This is a genomic window from Cryobacterium ruanii (assembly GCF_004404055.1).
Lineage (GTDB): Bacteria > Actinomycetota > Actinomycetes > Actinomycetales > Microbacteriaceae > Cryobacterium > Cryobacterium ruanii.
In genome coordinates this window covers 245456-262333 of sequence record NZ_SOHK01000012.1, presented here as the reverse complement: position 1 = coordinate 262333, position 16878 = coordinate 245456, and the positions used below count along the sequence as shown (strand labels likewise).

The 16878-nt window shown below is 66.7% G+C and carries 16 protein-coding genes; 6 read left to right on the top strand and 10 right to left on the bottom strand.

The window, feature by feature from the left end; translation table 11 throughout:
- Positions 1-126: 126 nt before the first annotated feature.
- Together E3T47_RS08430 and E3T47_RS08425 are read left to right on the top strand one after the other, a co-directional pair.
- Complete coding sequence (locus tag E3T47_RS08430; RefSeq protein ID WP_134555622.1) at positions 127-960, top strand: CPBP family intramembrane glutamic endopeptidase; 834 nt, start codon at positions 127-129, stop codon at positions 958-960.
- 197 nt (positions 961-1157) lie between these two features.
- Positions 1158-1466, top strand: coding sequence for a DUF7882 family protein (locus E3T47_RS08425; RefSeq protein ID WP_134555621.1), 309 nt, complete (start codon positions 1158-1160; stop codon positions 1464-1466).
- Positions 1467-1660: 194 nt separating this feature from the next.
- On the opposite strand, the gene E3T47_RS08420 is transcribed toward E3T47_RS08425, so the two are convergent.
- The 7 genes from E3T47_RS08420 to E3T47_RS08390 all read right to left on the bottom strand — a co-directional run bounded on the left by E3T47_RS08420 (position 1661) and on the right by E3T47_RS08390 (position 10174).
- Positions 1661-2188, bottom strand: a complete 528-nt coding sequence (locus E3T47_RS08420; RefSeq protein ID WP_134555620.1) for a sortase — start codon at positions 2186-2188, stop codon at positions 1661-1663.
- A gap of 191 nt (positions 2189-2379) precedes the next feature.
- Positions 2380-4665 carry a sensor histidine kinase gene (locus E3T47_RS08415; RefSeq protein WP_134555619.1) on the bottom strand — a complete coding sequence of 762 codons (2286 nt, stop codon included), beginning with the start codon at positions 4663-4665 and terminating at the stop codon, positions 2380-2382.
- Entirely contained in the window at positions 4665-5318 is a 654-nt protein-coding gene (locus E3T47_RS08410; RefSeq protein ID WP_134555618.1) for a response regulator transcription factor, read from the bottom strand. The genes E3T47_RS08415 and E3T47_RS08410 overlap by 1 nt, the downstream gene beginning before the upstream one ends.
- A 197-nt stretch (positions 5319-5515) precedes the next feature.
- On the bottom strand, positions 5516-6145 hold the full coding sequence (locus tag E3T47_RS08405; RefSeq protein WP_134555617.1) for a thymidine kinase: 630 nt from the start codon (positions 6143-6145) through the stop codon (positions 5516-5518).
- Positions 6145-7560, bottom strand: coding sequence for a hypothetical protein (locus tag E3T47_RS08400; RefSeq protein WP_134555616.1), 1416 nt, complete (start codon positions 7558-7560; stop codon positions 6145-6147). Before E3T47_RS08400 ends, E3T47_RS08405 begins: the two co-directional genes overlap by 1 nt.
- Positions 7557-8810 (bottom strand): sensor histidine kinase, encoded by a 1254-nt coding sequence (locus E3T47_RS08395; protein ID WP_134555615.1) that lies wholly within the window; start codon positions 8808-8810, stop codon positions 7557-7559. Before E3T47_RS08395 ends, E3T47_RS08400 begins: the two co-directional genes overlap by 4 nt.
- Before the next feature lie 173 nt (positions 8811-8983).
- Complete coding sequence (locus tag E3T47_RS08390) at positions 8984-10174, bottom strand: Rv2578c family radical SAM protein (protein ID WP_134555614.1); 1191 nt, start codon at positions 10172-10174, stop codon at positions 8984-8986.
- Positions 10175-10304: 130 nt separating this feature from the next.
- Between E3T47_RS08390 and E3T47_RS08385 the strand changes: the two genes are divergently transcribed.
- The 3 genes from E3T47_RS08385 to E3T47_RS08375 all read left to right on the top strand — a co-directional run bounded on the left by E3T47_RS08385 (position 10305) and on the right by E3T47_RS08375 (position 12387).
- The gene (locus E3T47_RS08385; protein ID WP_134555613.1) at positions 10305-11441 is read left to right on the top strand and encodes a DNA topoisomerase IB; all 1137 of its coding nucleotides are present in this window, start codon (positions 10305-10307) and stop codon (positions 11439-11441) included.
- Positions 11442-11574: 133 nt separating this feature from the next.
- The gene (locus E3T47_RS08380; RefSeq protein ID WP_134555612.1) at positions 11575-12033 is read left to right on the top strand and encodes a hypothetical protein; all 459 of its coding nucleotides are present in this window, start codon (positions 11575-11577) and stop codon (positions 12031-12033) included.
- A gap of 72 nt (positions 12034-12105) precedes the next feature.
- Complete coding sequence (locus E3T47_RS08375; RefSeq protein WP_134555611.1) at positions 12106-12387, top strand: hypothetical protein; 282 nt, start codon at positions 12106-12108, stop codon at positions 12385-12387.
- A gap of 127 nt (positions 12388-12514) precedes the next feature.
- Here E3T47_RS08375 and E3T47_RS08370 read toward each other — a convergent pair whose 3' ends face one another.
- Positions 12515-12823, bottom strand: coding sequence for a hypothetical protein (locus tag E3T47_RS08370; protein WP_134555610.1), 309 nt, complete (start codon positions 12821-12823; stop codon positions 12515-12517).
- A gap of 142 nt (positions 12824-12965) precedes the next feature.
- Complete coding sequence (locus E3T47_RS08365; protein WP_134555609.1) at positions 12966-14444, bottom strand: malate:quinone oxidoreductase; 1479 nt, start codon at positions 14442-14444, stop codon at positions 12966-12968.
- 95 nt (positions 14445-14539) lie between these two features.
- Here E3T47_RS08365 and E3T47_RS08360 point away from each other — a divergent pair, with 95 nt between their 5' ends.
- Positions 14540-15493, top strand: a complete 954-nt coding sequence (locus E3T47_RS08360) for a response regulator transcription factor (RefSeq protein ID WP_134555608.1) — start codon at positions 14540-14542, stop codon at positions 15491-15493.
- A gap of 214 nt (positions 15494-15707) precedes the next feature.
- Here the strand turns inward: E3T47_RS08360 and E3T47_RS08355 are convergent, their stop codons facing one another.
- The gene (locus E3T47_RS08355) at positions 15708-16877 is read right to left on the bottom strand and encodes a GGDEF domain-containing protein (protein WP_134555607.1); all 1170 of its coding nucleotides are present in this window, start codon (positions 16875-16877) and stop codon (positions 15708-15710) included.
- Between the last annotated feature and the right edge of the window lies 1 nt (position 16878).

Here is a 16878-nt window from a genome sequence, read left to right as displayed (position 1 = left end):
CTGCGGGAATATTAGCCGGCATGCAGTGCGTGTTGCACCGCACAATCATGCGGCTACCCTCGTCTGAGGATATCGAACTTTAGCCCCGCACTCCGACCGCTTACCGACGACGGGTAGTTTGGGCATATGGGTATCACTGCCGTGTCGACGGGTCGAATGAAGGCCCGACCACTTTTCGGGTCGGCGCTCGCGCCCGCCGCAGTCGGCCTCGTACTTGCGATCGTGCTCATCGTCATCGTGGGGTCGACCGCATTCGCTGACAGCCGGTTGGCCCTGCTGCTGGGCTACCTGTGCGTGTGGGTGCCCCTGCTCGGCGCCGTCGTGGCGGCGGTCGGGCGTCGGGGCGCGGCACGGTGGGTGCGGTACCTGCGGTTGTCGGTGCGGCCAATCGACCTGATCTGGGGTCTCGGGGTGGGGCTCCTGGCTCGCACCGTGGCAAGTCTCATCGAGATCTGGGGATATGGCAGCGTGGGCTCGGCCGGCGTGCGCTTCGGCGAGACGGTCTACGACGCCTGGTGGCTGTTTGGAACGCTACTCGCGCCCGTGCTGCTCGCACCCGTCATCGAGGAGGTCTTCTTTCGAGGGCTCGTGCTGCGGGCCATCTACAGCGAAGTGTCTGGTGCTCGCGCACCTTCGATCGGTAAATTTCACGACAGACCGGGCTCGACGCCACTTCAGCCCGACATGTCGCGAATGTACCGGTCTCACGTACCGCACGGCCGAACGGGCGGGCACCTGGCGGCCATGATCGCCGTCGGTGTGAGCGGGCTGACCTTTGCGCTCATGCACCTCGTGAGCATCGACCTGGGCAGCGCGGCCACCGTTGCGGTGGTCTGGAGTTCGACCCTGAGCTTCGGGTTAGCCGTAGCCTGGCTGTCGCTGGCCACCGGCCGAATCGGCGGAGCGATCATTGCGCACGTGACGTTTAACGCCCTCGCCATCGTGCCGGCGCTGCTGTAGCCGTCCGGGCCTGAACCGGCCACCCCCGCACTGGGGTTGCCACACAGCTAGCCGGGCTAGGGGTTGACCTGATCGGTTCAGTAGTATCGGCACGACCAGCACTTAACCGCTCACATAACGAACGAGAAACACCCAAGAAATCCTGCGATACAGCCCAACCGCTCGTCGCAGCATCTTGCAAATGATGAGGTCAGAATATGGGCAAGCTAACCTACGATTCCTACCTGACGGCCGATTTCGATGACCGCGTTCTGGCCCATATCCAGCTCGTGATCGGCGCCAAGCTGCGCCGCGGCGAATCGTTCTACTTCTCCTGGCGTGACGACTCGCTCACCGGTGGGGGTCGCAGCACGGTCTGGATTCACCCCGGCATCGCGCTGGCCTACAAGTATTTCGGCAGCAAGGTGCCGGCGCTGAACCGGGACTGGGTCGAAGCCCTGTTGGTCTCCGCGAACTCGGCCACCGGGCTGCAGGTGGTGGCCGAACCACCGCAGACGGCTCTGTAAGCAGCGCGCGGCTGGTCGGCGCAGGGCTGGTCGGCGCAGGGCGGTGCCAGCGCGCGGCGGTGCCAGCGCGCTGGCGGTGTTGGAGCCGGGCGGCGCAGCCTCCGTCCTTCAACGTGGCGGCACAACAAAACGCCCCGACACCAGAGCCTGTCGGGGCGTTTTGGTAAGCGGCCGAAGCTGCTCGGTGAAGCTGGTTACGCGTTGGCCCGCTGGCGGCGAACCGAGATGCGCACGAGCACGAGGGCGACACCGAGCACGAGGATGCCAGCGGCACCCCAGATGACGAGGACCGGGACGTTGTAGCCGGTGGACGGGAGGCCCGTGCTGGTTCCGGCGTCGGCAGCGACGATGTCGAGGTTTGCCGTGTAGGACTTGGTCGCGGACTTGGCCAGGACGGTGTAGTCGCCGGTTGCGTTGCTCGGAATAGCGACATTGACCGACGAGGAACCGTCAACCGCAGCCTGCTTGGTGAGAGACGAAGTGACAGCGGTCTTGATGACGGTCAGTACGGCGGCGTGCGATCCCGACACCGTGTAAGTGACGCTCTCCCCGCTAGCGAAGGCGCTCGCTGCGAAGCCGACGACGGCAGTTCCACCGGCGACGGGAGCGGAGACGATGCTCACCTTGGCGTCTGAGACGTAGTCGACGGCGTTGGCGGCCGGTGCGAGGGCGAAAACGGCGATGACGGCAATTGCGGCCGTGGCTAGGCTTTTCTTGAACATGGTGAGGTTCCCCCTGGGTGTTGATGGTTTGCGGCGCCGATTTCAACGCTTCCCGGCACATCTTCATGAAATACCTCGGTACCCTCTACGGTAGCGGCGATCTGGTGCAATACATAGACGGATTTGCATTCGACCCCAGTAATTCATTTTTAACCCTCCCGAAGTGGGGGTGATTTGTTGCAACGACTCGTCTACGCCTCCCGCACTGTTCCGTCACGGGCGATCAGCAGCAGGCGGCTCTCGGTGGCGTCGTTCACGACGGTCTCCACCATGATCGTGGCGAACTCGGGGCGCCCGGGCGGCAGCACCCGCACCGTGAGTCGGCCGTGGGTGAGACGATCAAGCTCGTCGCCGACGATCGCCGCCGTACGCACAACGGATGCCGGCTGTTGGTCGCCGCTGTCGTCGAGCAGCACCACCTGCACCCCGCGCGATCGTGCCGCCCAGGTGGCTCCGATGAGGGGTTCGACAAACAGGCAGCGCGCCCGGATGGCATCGCGCAGGCTTGCCTCGACCAGCAAGAGTTCGTCGCGCTGAAATTCGGTCATGGCGTCTGGGCGGGTGAGGCGTTCCAGTGAGGGCCGCGCCATGGCGTTCAGCCGGGCAACCTGTGCCTGTCGTTCAGAGGCGGTCGCACCGGTTTGGGCCAGGAAAGCTTGCCGCCGTGACCGATCGCGATACAGGTCGTCGAGGTTGCGCGATGAATGCCGCAGGCCCACGGAGAACAGGGTTCCGGCCAGGAGGGTGCCGGCGTGGCGGCTCACCAGCAGCAGGCCGTCACCGATGGTAAGGCCGACCTGCAGGGCCCAGAAGACGGAGACCACCGCCATCAGGGCGTAGCCGGCCCAGGCCCAGGCGGTGCGTCCGCGGGCCACCAGAACGATGAGTAGCAGCGTGATAGCGCCCAGGTGCCAGTGGGCGAAGGGGCCGACGTTCCCGCCCGGAATGTGAAAGTACATGAGCGTCGCGGCGACCGCAGCGAGCAGGAGCACACTCACCGTGCGGGTGAGCGGCATCGGGTCGGCGGCGTCGCCGGTGACCAGAATCGCTGCGGTCGACAGCACGAGGAAGGCAAAGATGCCCAGCGGCATCAGCGTGACGCGATCGGAGTTGGCGGCCGCGAGCACCGCGTGCACGACGATGAAGAGCACGACCATGCCTCGGGCCGTGTGCACCGACAAGCCGAGGGACGCGGAGAACGACAGCGGGCGCGACGCAGCCCCGGGAATCTCGGCGAGTGTGGTCCCTGCTGCCGGGGCCGGCTCGGTGGCGATAGCCGGCCGAACCCAGAACAGGTCGACCGAGGTTCCGTGCCCGGGCCGGCTCGTGATGACGGCGCTGCCGCCGGGCACGCGTTCCATGCGGCCGACTATGCTCTCGGCTATTCCCAGCCGGTGGTCGGCCACCGTTGCGGGGTCGAAGCCCACGCCGTCGTCGGTGACGGCGAGGTGGATCGTGCCTTCGTCGGTGCTGAGCGAGACGCGACGGTGCACCGCGTGCGGGTGGCCGGCCCCGGCTGCGGCGACCGAGTTGCGCAGTGCTTCACCGGCGGCGCCGAGCAGCGCGAGCATGACCGGGGCCGGGATCGATCGGAGGTCGTTCTGCAGGATCGTGACGTGCACGTGTGCTGCCAGCTGTTCGCACTGTCGACGCAACCGGTCGGCGAAGTCGGCCCCGCTCACTGCGGACGGCCGACTGTGCGTGCCGAGGGCATCGAGCTGGTCGAGCGTTGACCGCGCCTGGCGCGCGATGACGATGGGTGAGGCACGGTTCAAGCCCGCCATGAGCAGGGTGGAGAGCACGCTGTCGTGCACGAGGGCGTTGATGGTGCGGCGTTCAGCACGTCGGGCGGCGCGGGCGGCCTGTTCGGATTCGGCGGCCCGCCGAATGTGCTCCTCGCGGTCGACCCGGGCGGCGCTGCGCCGGATGGTCAGGGTCAGCGCCACCAGAACACTCGAGAGCAACAGCGTGTAGAGGGCGTCCTGCACGCCGACGAGCACGGGCTGAGGTTCGGCCGAGGTCGCGGCGCGGATGATCCCGCTCGCGATGGACGCGAGGACGGCATAGGTGCGCGCGGTCCACGGACTCGCAAAGATGGCGATGGTGACCGTCGGGATTGCCGAGAGCATGAGCACCCAGGGTACGTCGTCGCCTTTCGGCAGCGGCTCAAACCTCATGATCAACCACCAGCCGAGGATGCACGGAAACGTGAAGGCTTCCGAGATGGCGATGCGTCGCAGCACGCGCAGCGGCACCACGTGCGAGAGAAACCCGAGGGTCGACGGCAGCCCCACGATAAAAATCCAGCCACCGGCAGAGGCGAGCGGCAGGTCGGGTTCAACCTGTCGCAGGAAAGCGTCGAGGGACAGCGCACCGAAGAGCAGGGCCGTGGCGCCGACCCCGAGGTAGAGCATGCGGGCGAGGCGCTCGGTGGCCGAGACGTCGTCGCGGTTGCTGGCCGCGCGGCGGGGCGGCACTAGGAGTGGCCGGGGCTGGGCAGGATGCCGTCTTCCAGGGCGCGCTTGTACAGGTCGATCTTGGTGTTGGCGGGTCGGCCGACGCGCTCGTATTTGGAACGCACGCGGCGAATGTAGTCGATCACGGTGGCCTCGGAGAGCGCGGTGCGGGAGGCGACGAGGGGTGCTTTCGCGCCCGCCGCGTAGAGCGAGAGCACCTCGCGTTCCCGCGGGCTGAGCCCGGCGTCGGCGAGGTCGGGGTCACCGTCAAGGGCGGCCGCCCAGTCGGTGGAGGCGATGGTTTCGCCGCGCGCAGCCCGCGTGATGGCGTCAAGCAGCACGGCGGTGGGTTCGGATTTGCGTACGACACCGAGCACGCCGGCGTGGGCGGCGGCGCGCATGAGTTGCGCATCGTCTCCCCCGGTGAAAGCGAGCACGGCCGCACCGCGGGCGCGGAGACGGTCGACGTTGCTCGTAACGGTGGAGCCATCGGAGAGCCGCAGGTCGAGGATGACAAGGTCGATGCGGGTGCCGTGCGGTGTGGCCTCGAGCAGTTCGGTGACCGTGGCGACCGTGGCGGCGACGTCGATTTCGGGGATGGTGGAGAACAGTTCAGCGAAGCCGCGAGCGACGATCTCGTGATCGTCGATGAGAGCCACTCGATAGCGGTACATGGGTTTTACCCTAATGTGCTAGCTCGGATTCGCCGTTGCCCCGTTCTGGGTTGGAGCGCGCGTTGGCCCCTGTACGAGCGCCCTCAGAAATGGTGGCTTTATCATTCCGCTCGATCTTTTTATGGTGGAGGAGGGGAACGCCAGCAGGGGAACGCCGGGGCGCCCGACGCGAACACGAGCGCCCCGCCCGAAGCGGTCTAACGGGGTGCCGGGCGGCTGCGGTTGTTGAGCACGCCGTGGCTCTCCTCGAGGTAGCAGCTGCCGCAGAGCGATTCGTAGGTGACCTGTTCGCCGTCGATGGCCACCTGGTCGCCGTCGAAAACGTAGACGCCGTCGATTTGGCGCCCGTTGAACACGGCCTTACGCCCGCAGCGGCAGATCGTCTTGAGTTCTTCCAGGCTGTGGGCCACCTCGAGCAGGCGGCGGCTGCCGGGAAAGGCGACGGTTTGAAAGTCCGTGCGAATGCCGTAGGCCAACACGGGCACGTTCTCGAGAATCGCGATGCGCAGCAGGTCGTCGACCTGGGTTTCGGTCAGAAACTGGGCTTCGTCGAGCAACAGGGCGCTGACATCACGGCCGAACTGCTGCAGCACCTGCGTGCGGTGCTGCTGAAACAGGGCGTAGGCATCCGTTTCGGGGGTGAGCAGAAAATCAACGGCCCTGGTGACGCCGAGGCGGGAAAGAACGCCGCGGTCGCCCTTGGTATCGACCGACGGTTTGGCGAGCAGCACGTGGTGCCCGCGTTCCTCATAGTTATAGGCCGCCTGCAGCATGGACGTGCTCTTGCCGCTGTTCATGGCGCCGTAGCGAAAGTACAGTTTGGCCATTATCGGGTGCCTTTGGTCTGGAAGCGTTCAGCCTCAAATTCTAGCGTGAGCAGCGGATGCCGACTCGCCACGCGCACCCGGGTGAACACCGCCCGCAGCACGCTGAGATAGGGGCGCAGGGCGCGGCGCCGCTGGAACGGCGGCAGGGAGATGCCGGCCTGGATGGTGATGGTGTCGATGGTTTTGGAGCTTGACGTGTGCGTTCTCGATCCTGTCGCGGCGTACACCTGGGCCTGCGCGCGGGCCTGGGCCCTGGCCTGGGCGGCGGCCTGCTGCTCCTCAGCGGTGACGATGGCGAGGGTCGTGGTGTCGGTGGCCGGGGTGGGTCGGGCGCTGCGGTGACCGAAGGCCTGGGTGATCTGGTCGGTGTCGGCGGGGGCGGCGCCGGATCCGTCGATCTGCACGACGAGGCTCGTGGGGTCGAAGCCCGTGAGCCGGCAGAGGGCCACGATCATTGCGCCGACGGCCGCGCGCTGGTCGGAGTCGAAGCCGGTGGCGCGACGCTCGGGGTCGGCGACGACACAGAGCGGGGTGAGGCCGCGCGCAGTGAGATTGATGCGTTCGCGGTCGATGAGGTCATCAAGCCAGGTGTGGTCGACCTCGGCGACGAGCACCCGGCGCACCTGGAAGGCGAGGGAGCGCGCGCGTTTGATGTCCGCGGCGGTGAGGGATTGCCGCTCGAGCACGTCGGCCAGGAACGGCAGCACATCGGCACCGAGGTTTCGTAGGCGCTGTTCGACGACCTCACTGGCGAGGAGGCCGCGATCCTCCTCGGTGCGCGCGCGGATGGCGCGGCGGGCATCCGTTTGCCAGCGGTGAATGGAATTGACGACCTGTCGAGAATACGCGGCGGCGCCGAGGGTGGGGGCGAGCACCTGGGTCATGGCGATGATCGCGAACAGCGCGGGCGGGGTCTGAATGCTGAGGTACGGCGACTGAACGAGGGCGGTGATGCCGACTGCCAGCGCTGAGGCGCTGCCGAGCACGAGGATCTCTTTGAACGGCCGGAACGGCGCGAGGGCGAGAAGCAGCAGGCCGAGGCCGATCGGGGCGAAATCGTCCTGGATCATGCCGTTGAACTGCCAGGTGCTCGCCGCGGCGAGCAGGTGCGCCGCAAGGCCGAGCGCCACGATCACGACGGCCCGGGCGCGGGTGAAGGGCGCCAGGTCGGGCCGCGCCGACCAGACCAGCACGGCGGCGGCGATGATGAGCACGGCGACGGCGGCCGCAGCGAACTCTCTGGTCTGGATCTCGTGCGTGCGGCTGATTGTCGCGACCACGGCATAGGTCACGACGATGACGGCGACAACCGGGGCGAGGGGCCAGGCAGCGAGGCCCCCGATCGGGTCGAGGCGCTGCTGCGAAGCGGATGCCGGCGCGCGCGGCCGGCGCGGGGTGGGCGTGGCGCGGGTCATGCGTTCTTCTGCGCGGCGGGGACGGTGAGGCGCACGCTGGTTCCGGCGCCGGGGCGGCTCCAGATCAGTACGGATCCGCCGAGCTGTTCAATGCGGCGCCGCACGGACTGCCGCAGACCGAGGCGGTCGGAGGCGGATTCGGATTCGGTGAAGCCGCGGCCAGCATCCGTTATGAGGAGTGAGATTGTGGTCAGGTCTTGCTCGATGGCGACCTCGGCCGAGGCGATTCCGGAGTGCAGGATGACGTTGACGAGGCACTGCTGCACGGCGAGACCGACGTCGCGATCGCTGCCGGCGTCGAGGCGGGCGAGGGCATCGCGGTCGCCGGTGACCTCGATTTTCAGCCCGCGCTCGCTGCACCGTTCGATGGCAGTGTGCACGGCGCTGGAGAGCCACGCCTGGCTGGGGGGCTGTTCGGTTTGCGCTTGGGCCGTTTCGGTTTGCGCTTTTTCGGCCAGGGTAGGTTGTGGGCCGGTGTTGCTGCGGGCGTCGATATCGGTGAGCCAGTTGGTGTCGTGCAGGGTGCTGAGGGTGTCTCGGAGGCTCGTCTGGAGGCCCGGCGAGAGAGCGCCGGGTTCGGCGAGGGAGAGCGCGACCAGCTGGGCAACGGTGGTGTCGTTGAGCAGGGCGATGGCGCGGGTGTCGAGGGCGTCGCGGAGCTGCCGGTTGGCGCCGTCCTGCACGGCGCGGTGGATGGCGGGTTGGGCGGCGTTGCTCGCGCGGCGGTCGATTCCGGCGAGCACTATGACTCCAACGAGAACGACGTAGGTCGAGAGGGTGAACAGATCGGGGCGGTAGGGCACTTCGGTGCCGAGGATGGCGAGAAAGGCGGCGGATTCGGCCAGGAGAAAGGCGGCGGTGCTCCAGAGCACGCCGGCGAGGGCGGTTGATCCGGCGCCACCAACCATGACGAGAGCCATCTTGGGCAGGGCGACGAGGAACATATTCGATGCAGGGAATACGTCGGGAACGCCGAGCACGGTCACGGTGAAGATGTAAACGCTGAGGGTTCCGACGAGGAGATAGGCGACGGCGAACCCGATTCGGCGGTGCCGGGTGAAGAGTACGAGCAGGGCGCCCATGGCGACCACGACCACCACGGTGATCCAGAGTTCGGGGCTGCTCAGGCTGAGGATGGAGACCGACACGGCTCCCGCCATAAGACAGGTCAGCGCAAACCAGTGCGCGGCCCGCGCGAGGGCGCGCGCGAGCGTCAGCTGGACCAGATGGCCGGGTAACCCTAGAGACATTTTTCCCCCTGGCTAAGTATGGCACCGGGGTGGGGTGGCGGCGGCGGGGGCGGTTGCGGGTGGTTGGTGCATGGTTGCGGGCGGGGCATCCGCTAGCCGGGCCCACCTATGGCCCCGGGCTCAGTTCATAAAATGGGCCCGTTGACGGGGCCCGGGCCGCGCCTGAAACGGAGTCAGAACAGGGTCGGCGCCAAGTCGAGCGGAAGCTCGGCCGAAATCAGCGACCGGGGCGCCTCCGCGCTTCGGGCCCGCCTTGTGGCCGCGGGCCCATTTTCTAAACTGTGCCCGGGAACGGGGCCCGGGCCTCGTAAGCCCGCGGCCGGGAGGGGGGCGCGGGCGGCGGGCGCGGGCATCCGCTCGGGGGACGACGGGAGAGCACTCGAGCGGATGCCGCCGGTCGCGGGGTCGACGACTCCACGCTCGAGGCCGTGCGCGCGAATGAGCGGTTTGATGCGCGCGGCGAGCCAGGTGCGGTACTCCTTGGGCGCGTATTGGCCGCGCGCGTAGAGCTCCTGGTAGCGGCCCACGAGTTCGGGATGCTCACGGGCCAGCCAGCGCAGGTACCACTCCTTCACGGCGGGCTTGAGGTTGAGTCCGCTGTAGAGCACGCTCGTGGCGCCGGCCGCCTTGGCTTGCCGCAGGGCTTCGTCGAGGTGGGCGCGGGTGTCGGTGAGAAAAGGCAGGATGGGCATGAGAAACACGCCGCAGTCCAGCCCCCGTTCGCGTACGGCGGTGACCGTGGCGAGGCGCGCCTTGGTGGTGGGGGTGCCGGGCTCAACCGACTGCTGCATCTCGTCGTCATAGATCGCTATGGACATGGCCAGGTCCACCGGAACGTGCGCGCTCGCCTCGACGAGCAGGTCGAGATCGCGGCGCAGCAGGGTTCCCTTGGTGAGAATCGAGATGGGCGTGCCGCTGTCGGCGAGGGCCGCGATGATGCCGGGCATGAGCCGGTAACGCCCCTCGGCACGCTGGTACGGGTCGGTGTTGGTGCCCAGCGCCACCGGATGCCGGCCCCACATGGGTTTCGCCAGTTCTTTTCTCAGGACCTCGGCCACATTGACTTTGACGATGATCTCGCTGTCGAAGTCTTTGCCGGCGTCGAGATCGAGATATTGGTGCGTGGGTCGCGCGAAGCAATAGGTGCAGGCGTGCGAGCAGCCGCGATAGGGGTTGATCGTGTAGCCGAACGGCAACGCACTCTGCCCTGGTACGTGGTTGAGGGCAGACTTGCAGAGGATCTCGTGAAACGTGATCCCGGCGAACTCGGGCGTCTGCACGCTGCGCACAAGGTTGTTCAAGCGGGCGAGGCCCGGCAGGGCGCCAACCTGCTCGGTCTGTAGTTCTTGCCCGCTCCACCGCATACTCTAAGTCGAACACAGGTACGACTGAAACGCAAGCGCCACGAGAAAAACCCGCAGCACAGCGGATGCCGCGGCCGCGCGCGAACGATTCGCGGTACTGTGCCGGCATGCGAGCACAAACTACCCAGGCATGACCCGGCTGCGACGCAGCGACCCGAACCGGCCGGGCTACACCCGGCGGCGCTCCGGCAGAGGATTCAACTACCGCGATCCGGCCGGGCACACGGTCGCCGAGAAGGCGCTGCGCGAGCGGTTCGCGGCCCTGGCGATTCCACCGGCATGGAACGACGTGTGGATCTCGCCACACGCCAACGGACATATCCAGGCGATCGGCATCGACGCCGCCGGGCGCCGCCAGTACATCTACCATCCGGCCTGGCGTGAACAGAAGGACCGCCTCAAGTTCGAACGCGCGCTGCAGCTCGCCGAGTCGCTGCCGCGGGTGCGCGGCCAGGTCACCCGCGAGCTGCGCGGTGACGGCCCGCCCCGCACCCGGGCGCTCGCTGCGGCGTTTCGCATGCTCGACCTCGCGTCTTTGCGCATCGGCAGCGAGCGCTACGCCGACACCTACGGAAGCCACGGGCTCTCTACCCTGCTTTGCTCGCACGTCAGGGTGCGCGGCGACGTCGTGCGGCTCGATTTTCCGGCTAAGAGCGGGCAACAGTTTCAGGGCGTCATAGCGGATGCCGACCTCGCCGCCTACCTGCGCGCCCGCCTGCGCGAGCGCCCGGCCGCACCGCTGCTGTCGTGGGTGCTCGATGATATCGAGGGCATCGTGTCGGCCACCGAGATCAACGATTTCATTCGAGAACGTACCGGCGGCGAGTTCACTGCCAAGGATTTTCGCACGCTTCGAGGCACGGCCGCTGCCGCGCAAAGCCTGGCTCGGAGCCTGGCGGCGAGCGTCTTGGAGGCCGCGGCCCCGGCAAGCAGAGCTGTCGCGTCTGGCAGAGCTGACTCGGGTGGCCAGGCTAACTCGGGTGGCAGGGCTGGCTCATCGGGTGGAGCTGCCTCGGCTGCACCGGCGGCATCCGCTACCCGACGGCCGCGCGCGGCGACGCGCAGCCGTCGCGCCGACGACCGCGCTATTGCCGAAGCGATGCGGCAGGCCGCTGATGCCCTCGGCAACACACCAGCGATCGCCCGCACGAGCTATGTTGATCCCCGCGTTATCGATTTGTTTCGAGCGGGGGAAACCATCGACCCAACAAGCCGGGTGTCGGTCGAAACAGCGTTGCGCGCACTTCTGCTCGGCGCCGGGGAATGAATCGGAGGAGGCGTCCGGCCCGGCACTGCCCGGGTTGCTGCCCGAACGATTTTCAGTGAATGTCCCGCGTTCGCGGTATAACTTGAATGCCGCCCGCCGGGGCGCCGTTATGGCCGTTGAGAAAGGTAAGCCCGTGACCCACGATTCTGATCCCGTTGAAGAGCCGCCGCTCAATATTCCGGAGCCGCCGAGCACACCGAGCAATCCCGACCAGATCGTGGGGCCGGACGGCCCCGACGGCCCGGCGGCGGAACAGGCCGGGTCTGCCGGGGAAGCAGATGATGCTGCCAAGGAACAGCCCGAACCGACCGTTCCGAGCGCGAGCGCGAGCACCGGCCCGGACGGCCCTGCCCCGACCACCGACGGATCGACGGCCGGAGAAGCCGCCACAGCCACCCCGGTCGAGCCGGACAGCGACGTTGAAACAAACAGCGCGACCAAGCCGGACACCGACGCCGAAGACGACCAGGACAACGCCGACAATGAGCCGAACCTCGACGACGTCGACCCGGCCGGCAAACCCTCAAGCCCCTACCTGGTCGGTCACGAAGTAGACGAAGAAGATCCCACCCTCGTTGAACCCACCGCCTGACCGCGCAACCCGCATCGGCACTCCCGTATCCCGCTAACCGCACCCACACCCCGTATCCCCTAAGGAGTCCCCATGAAAGGCAAGCTACTGTTCCTCCTCGGCACCGCGACCGGATTCGTGCTCGGGTCCAAGGCTGGCCGCCAAGCCTACGACCGCCTCAGCGCGAAAGCCCACGAAATGTGGGGCGACCCCGCCACGCAGAAAGTCATCTCCCAAGCGGAGACCATCGCGCGTGACGCGGCATCCGTGGCGCAGACCAAAGTGAGCGACTTGCTGGATCGCACGGAGGAATCCGTCAAAAAAGAAGAACGCAAGACCAGCCCGTCAGCGGAGGACGGGAGTCACGAAATCTAGAACACTCCGTGACGCCGACACCCTGGCTGGTGGGCCCGGCCGGGGTGTCGAGTGGGGTGCCAGCAGCCGCACGGTTTCGGTGTCATGACGCTCCGACTCGGGCGGCGGGTGAGTGGCGGGGCGTCTGCTAGTCCGCGACGCGAGAGACGGCGGGCTTCATTGGCCGCAAAGCCGGGCGTGGGGCCGGGGCACCTGCTGCTAGAAAGCTGGCCTGTGCCCGGTCGAACGAGGAGTAGAACCATCTCGTCGTGAGCTCACCGAGCTTCGTCACCTCGTAGGCGTCCCCGCTCTGCTGGATCACTCCGAGCAGGGCGGCCGGGTCACCGTCCAGAATTTGCGGATCTCGCACCAACCACTCGGTCGGGGTGAGCTGGAGGATGCCGAGCTGCGATACGCGCAGGTTCTCCGCATCCGAAACGCCATTGTTCGAATTCACTTGCCGCCTCCGGGCCGCTTTGGGCCTTAAGTAGACATCCGCTGACTGCATCAATCAAGGGGTTGACAGGGCACTCCGACTGAACTCTCACGGAATTCCAAGGCGCCGGCCGCCCAGCAGAAGCCGAGCAGGCGCCGGACGGCTAGTTGCTGAGGTGCAGAACCTTGGCGGTAGCGGCGAGCGACGCGGCAGCAGCGGCGGGGTCGTCAGAAAGCATGGTGCCGTAGCTCGGGATCATTTGTCGGATGCGCGGCTTCCAGCCCTCAATGCGGTCGGGAAAGCAGCGGGCCAGAAGGTCCACCATGATCGGCGCGGCCGTCGACGCTCCCGGCGAGGCGCCGAGCAGGCCGGCTATCGAGCCGTCGGACGAGGTGATGACCTCGGTGCCGAACTGCAGCACTCCCCCGAGTTTGGCGTCTTTCTTCATAACCTGCACACGCTGCCCGGCCGAGATGAGCTCCCAGTCATCGGAGACCGCGGCGGGGATGAACTCACGCAGAGCCTTGAGCTTGGCATTGCGCGAGGCGAACACCTCACCGATCAGGTATTTCATGAGGTCGAAGTTGTGGCGGGCGACGGCGAGCATCGGGCCGAGGTTGTGCGTGCGAATGGAGAATGGCAGGTCGAACCAAGTGCTGGTCTTCAGGAACTTCGGGCTGAACCCGGCGTACGGGCCGAACAGCAGCGACATTTCGCCGTCGACCACGCGGGTATCGAGGTGCGGCACCGACATGGGTGGGGCACCCTTGGCAGCCTTGCCGTAAACCTTGGCCTGGTGCTGGGCCACGAGCTTCGGGTTGGTGGTGCGCAGAAACTGTCCGCTGATCGGGAAGCCGCCGAACCCTTTGATCTCGGGGATTCCGCTCTGTTGCAACAGCGCGAGGGCGCCGCCGCCGGCACCGACGAAGACGAAACGGGCGTTGATGGTGCTGCGGGTCTGCCCGACCTGACGCAGCAGTTTAAGGTTCCACGTGCCGTCCGCTTTGTGCTTGAGGCCGACGACCTGCTCGTTCATATGCATCGTGACACCCTGCTGTTCGAGGTTCTCGAACAAAAAGCGCGTAAGGGCGCCGAAGTCGACGTCGGTGCCACTCACGATGCGGGTGGCGGCGATCTTCTGGCCGGCCGGACGCTTGCGGGTGAGCAGCGGGGTCCAGGTGCCGATCTTCGAGGCGTCATCGCTGAATTCCATACCGGCGAACAGCGGCTGGGTGACGAGCACGGCGTGCCGCTTGCGCAGGTACTCCACGTTGGCCTTGCCGTGAACGAAGGTCATGTGCGGGGTGGAATTGATAAACTTATTTGGCTCCGGCAGGGCGCCGGTCTGCACGAGGTGCGCCCACAGCTGACGGCTGATCTGGAACTGCTCATTGATGACGACGGCCTTGTCGGCGGTGACCGAACCGTCGGGTGCCTGCGGCATGTAGTTGAGTTCGCATAGCCCCGCGTGGCCGGTGCCGGCGTTGTTCCACGGGTTCGAGCTCTCCTGGGCCAACTCGCCGAGACGCTCGTAGACATCGATGCGCCAGTCGGGCTGCAGCTTCTTCAAGAGCGTGCCGAGGGTGGCACTCATGATGCCGCCACCAATGAGGACTACGTCAACGGTTTGCTGAGAATTCACAACTTCGAGTGTATCGCTGCGAGTGGATACGCCCGACCGCCCCTGCCCGCAGGCCGCCAATTGGTGGTACACCCGAATAGGGGGATAATGGGTAAATGCATCCTGACAACGCGGAACAGCGCGTCGCCGTCATAATTGAAGATGACGCCGACATTCGCAACTTGCTCGAAGTCGTGCTCAGCCAAGCCGGATTCGAAGCGATCGCCACGAGCAATGGTCTTGACGGCATTGCGGCGGTACGCGCCTACGATCCCATCGTCACGACGCTCGATGTGAGCATGCCCGGTATGGACGGCTTCGAAACGGCCAAACGCATCCGAGCCTTCAGCTCCACCTACCTCGTCCTGCTCACCGCCCGGGACGACGAAATCGACACCCTGCAGGGCCTTGAAGCGGGCGCCGATGACTACCTGACCAAACCGTTTCGCCCGCGGGAACTGCGCGCCCGCATCGAAGCGATGCTGCGGCGCCCCCGCCACTCCGTGACAGCGAATGCCGCTGCCACGCCCGCCGTCGAAGCCCCCATCGCCCGCCCCGCGTACTCCGCCCCGGTCAGCGCGACGACGCCCGCCGCCGAAGCCGCGCCCGTGGCCACCACGCCGGTTAGCGCAGCGCCATCACTTGTTTTTCGACAGACACCCGTCGCATCCGCTCCGGTATTCGTGCCGGCCACCGACGCCGCGAACGGTCTGACCGACTCCGCACCGGTGAACGGCTGGTTTGAGCACAACGGCCTGCGGCTGAACCCGGCAGAACGGCTCGCGCAACTCGCCGGCGCGCAGCTCGAACTGACCCGCACCGAATTTGACCTGATCGCCGCGCTGCTCGAATCCGAGCGGCGGGTGCGCAGCAAGAACGATCTGGCCCTGCTGCTGCGCGGTGAAGCCTACGCGAGCGCCTACCCGGTGAATGAAGCGGACCGGCGCGCAGTGGAAGTTCACATGGGAAACTTGCGCCGCAAACTCGGCGACAGTAGTACAACCCCACGCTGGCTGGAAACCGTGCGCGGCGTGGGCTACCGCCTCGCCGCATCCAACGACCAGGCCTAAACTACGCTGGCGCGACATGCAGCGACAGCGCCCGGCAGGTGTCAGCATCGAGTTCACTGCGCAGCCGCTTCAGCGGCGCCGGGTCGACTAGCAAGCTCATGCCGGGCATCCGCTGGTCATGATGGCGTCGGGCGTCTGTAGGATCACCTACCAACTCTGACAGATGACGTCCCCTTCCTGGCCCCGTTTGGGTCTGCTTTGCCTCAAGATCCGATCAAGATCCGGTCGCCGCGAGCTGCACAGCGATGTCGTTGCCGCCGCGCACCTTGACCGTGTCGATGGCCGTGTTCACCGCGCCGCTCAGCGCGGCGAGGCCATGCCCATGGTCGAAGGTGTCGGCGATCCCGAAACTCGCGGTCAGGCGAATCAGGGAGGCCCCCTTCAATGGCTCGTCCACGAGGGTGGTCTGGATGCGTTCCACGAGGGCACGGGCCTCGGCAGCCGAGGCCGCCCCGGCGAGCACCAGGAACCGGCCACTGGCTCGATGACCGATTAATGACAGTGCCGGAGCGCTGAGGCGAAGCTTCTTGGCAAACCGGGCGATCGCCTCGTCGCCGGCCACCCGGCCGAACGCGGTATTGATCTCCGGCAGGTTGTCGATGTCAGCGCCGATCAAAACGAGTCCGACGCGAGCATTTTTGGCCCGGTCCAGGTGGTCGGTCGCCGCCTGCAGAAACGCGGCGGCCGACAGCACGCCCGCTGCCGAGTGGATGCCGTCGGTCAGGTCACCGACGGCGCGGCCCGAAGCCTGCTCGGCGTGCAGGGTCGCGGTGGCGATCGTCATAAGCACGACGAGACACAGGCTGAGGGCCGCAGCGTTGGCCGTGTTGAAATAAGTGAGAAACAACGCCCCGGTGACACCGTCGACGGTGAAGACGATGGCCCGAGCCGTGGCCACCACGGCCACCAACCACAGGGCGACGGCCAGGGTACGACCGCTCAGGTTACGACGCAATCGGCCGCGCACCGCTTCGAGCGCCCCGAGGGCCGCCAACACGGCTACGCCGATCCACAATTCGGCGGCGCCCGCCCACCGGCCGGCCGGTTCTCCGTGCAGCAGCGTCGCGGCGAGCACGAGAACGCTGATCAGTGCGATCACCTTGAAGCCGCGGCTGCGGCGGTTGTACCGACGCAGCCCGGACCACAGCGACCCGACCGCGACGGTCAGGGCCAGGTTGGCCACGATACTGGCCCACCAGATCATCTGCCCCGTCGCAGAGGCACCGTGCCCGATGGTGACCATCATGGCGGCGATGAACGCCATGCTCCAGATGCGGCCGACGGAATCGTTGCGACTGAACGCGGTGTTCAAAATGAATGACACCCCGCACAGTGCGACGACCACTCCGTTGAGCACTAACAGTGTCATTGTGTCCAGATGCATG

Excerpts from the sequence above, each read along its gene's own strand:
- E3T47_RS08430 (WP_134555622.1), top strand. The coding sequence starts at position 127 with ATGGGTATCACTGCCGTGTCGACGGGTCGAATGAAGGCCCGACCACTT.
- E3T47_RS08425 (WP_134555621.1), top strand. The coding sequence starts at position 1,158 with ATGGGCAAGCTAACCTACGATTCCTACCTGACGGCCGATTTCGATGAC.
- E3T47_RS08420 (WP_134555620.1), bottom strand. The coding sequence starts at position 2,188 with ATGTTCAAGAAAAGCCTAGCCACGGCCGCAATTGCCGTCATCGCCGTT.
- E3T47_RS08410 (WP_134555618.1), bottom strand. The coding sequence starts at position 5,318 with ATGTACCGCTATCGAGTGGCTCTCATCGACGATCACGAGATCGTCGCT.
- E3T47_RS08405 (WP_134555617.1), bottom strand. The coding sequence starts at position 6,145 with ATGGCCAAACTGTACTTTCGCTACGGCGCCATGAACAGCGGCAAGAGC.
- E3T47_RS08400 (WP_134555616.1), bottom strand. The coding sequence starts at position 7,560 with ATGACCCGCGCCACGCCCACCCCGCGCCGGCCGCGCGCGCCGGCATCC.
- E3T47_RS08395 (WP_134555615.1), bottom strand. The coding sequence starts at position 8,810 with ATGTCTCTAGGGTTACCCGGCCATCTGGTCCAGCTGACGCTCGCGCGC.
- E3T47_RS08390 (WP_134555614.1), bottom strand. The coding sequence starts at position 10,174 with ATGCGGTGGAGCGGGCAAGAACTACAGACCGAGCAGGTTGGCGCCCTG.
- E3T47_RS08385 (WP_134555613.1), top strand. The coding sequence starts at position 10,305 with ATGACCCGGCTGCGACGCAGCGACCCGAACCGGCCGGGCTACACCCGG.
- E3T47_RS08375 (WP_134555611.1), top strand. The coding sequence starts at position 12,106 with ATGAAAGGCAAGCTACTGTTCCTCCTCGGCACCGCGACCGGATTCGTG.
- E3T47_RS08360 (WP_134555608.1), top strand. The coding sequence starts at position 14,540 with ATGCATCCTGACAACGCGGAACAGCGCGTCGCCGTCATAATTGAAGAT.
- E3T47_RS08355 (WP_134555607.1), bottom strand. The coding sequence starts at position 16,877 with ATGCATCTGGACACAATGACACTGTTAGTGCTCAACGGAGTGGTCGTC.